Source organism: Brachybacterium sp. AOP42-C2-15 (assembly GCF_052377065.1).
GTDB lineage: Bacteria > Actinomycetota > Actinomycetes > Actinomycetales > Dermabacteraceae > Brachybacterium.
In genome coordinates, this window is record NZ_JBQSWK010000099.1 from 1 (window position 1) to 1,454 (window position 1,454).

A 1,454-nucleotide genomic window follows, 5' to 3' on the forward strand; every position below is an offset into this window, starting at 1 on the left:
CGCAACAGCCCGACCCGATATAGAGGGTCACGCCCCCTAAGGCGAATCCGACGTTCAATAATCGGGAATCCTACTCCGTGCCGCCAAAGACACTCCGCACACGTCGGGACACACCGCGACGAAACTTTCCCTTAGGTCTCAAGAGTATGTCAAATACCCCCATGAGCAATTCGTCGGGATCGCACATTTGGCCATCGCCGAGCCGTTTGAAAACGTTCCGCTTCTGCTCGGTTGTCGCACTACTGGAGTAGACCAGAAATGGCACCCCTCGCCACTTCTCCCCGGTCGAATCTCGAATTGCCTCGAGTAGCGTGAGCCCCGCTCGTTTTTCGTCACTACGACTCATGTCTGAGACAACGAGATCAACACTGACCTCCTGGAGCATCTGAAATGCGGACTGTGAATCTGGAACCCAGATCACCTCGATGCCAACTCGCTCTAAAGCCCGCCTTTCCCACAAGATGCGTATCTGATCGTCGTCTACCCAGAGCACCGTAGGTGAGACGTCATGGCTTTCAGACAGCCAGAGATGAACATTGTCCAAATATGCATCGAGAGACGTGCCTGCCTTCCGTGTTAGCCCTTTTGCTATGTAAGCTTGGTTTCTCGCTTCAACCGAACCGCGACCTTTCTTAATCAGGACACTAAGCCGCGCCTCCGACTCCCTTGATTCGAGGCCCTGACGTCCATATATGGCTATAGAGATCGCGACCGCAAGGAAGGTGAGCGCTATAGACGTTTTTGCACTTGCGCTGAACGAGGGCGCCGCACTGAGCATCCATGGCGGATTAACAAAGGCACCAATAAAGAACGCCGCCGCCATTAACAACGAAGCGGAGACTCCCAATCTGGCCACCCAGGGACGGCCCCAGAAGCCTGCCGATGTAGATTTGACTGGAATGGCAACCTTATTTCTTCCCACTAGCAACGTTTGCCCTCAATTCGTTCGAGCTGTAAACCGAAATGTGTTTTGCAAGAGAAGCTGCAGAGTGGCGCCCAGTGGCGCTCCTGCGCAATCGGTCTCGGCAGGGCGGGCCACCCCACAGATTCATATCAGGTAAATCACGTTGGACGTAGTCGCTAAGCCGTTGGCTCGATGAGAGTCGGGTCTGTGCGGTCGAGGGTGCGGACGTTGTTGACCTGGCGGTCCACCGCGTAGGTCTCAAGCTCGCCGGCCACGGTCGCCGACACGTCGTCGATCATCGCGAGTAACGGGTCCTTCTGCTCCGCCGCAAGCTTGCCACTGGTCAGCCACTCCCTCACGGCCTCGTCCGTCAGGAACACGGGCATCCGGTCGTGGACCTCGCCGCCGGCGTCACGGGCTTCCCGCGTGACGATCGTGAACGTGATGTCCCAGCTCTCGCCGCCATCGGCTTTCCGGGCTGCGGTGAGCCCAGCGGCGTGGAGCAACTTCCCGTCCGGGTGGTGGATGACGTAGGGGTCCTTGCCATCCT

General features: G+C 57.6%; 2 protein-coding genes. Both read right to left on the reverse strand.

All coding sequences use genetic code 11. The features are described 5' to 3' along the window. Nucleotides 1-70: 70 nt before the first annotated feature. Complete coding sequence (locus ACT3SQ_RS19185) at nucleotides 71-823, reverse strand: response regulator (protein WP_444601613.1); 753 nt, start codon at nucleotides 821-823, stop codon at nucleotides 71-73. A gap of 257 nt (nucleotides 824-1,080) precedes the next feature. Next, on the reverse strand, nucleotides 1,081-1,454 hold a 374-nt coding region (locus ACT3SQ_RS19190), incomplete at its 5' end, for an SOS response-associated peptidase family protein (RefSeq protein WP_444601614.1).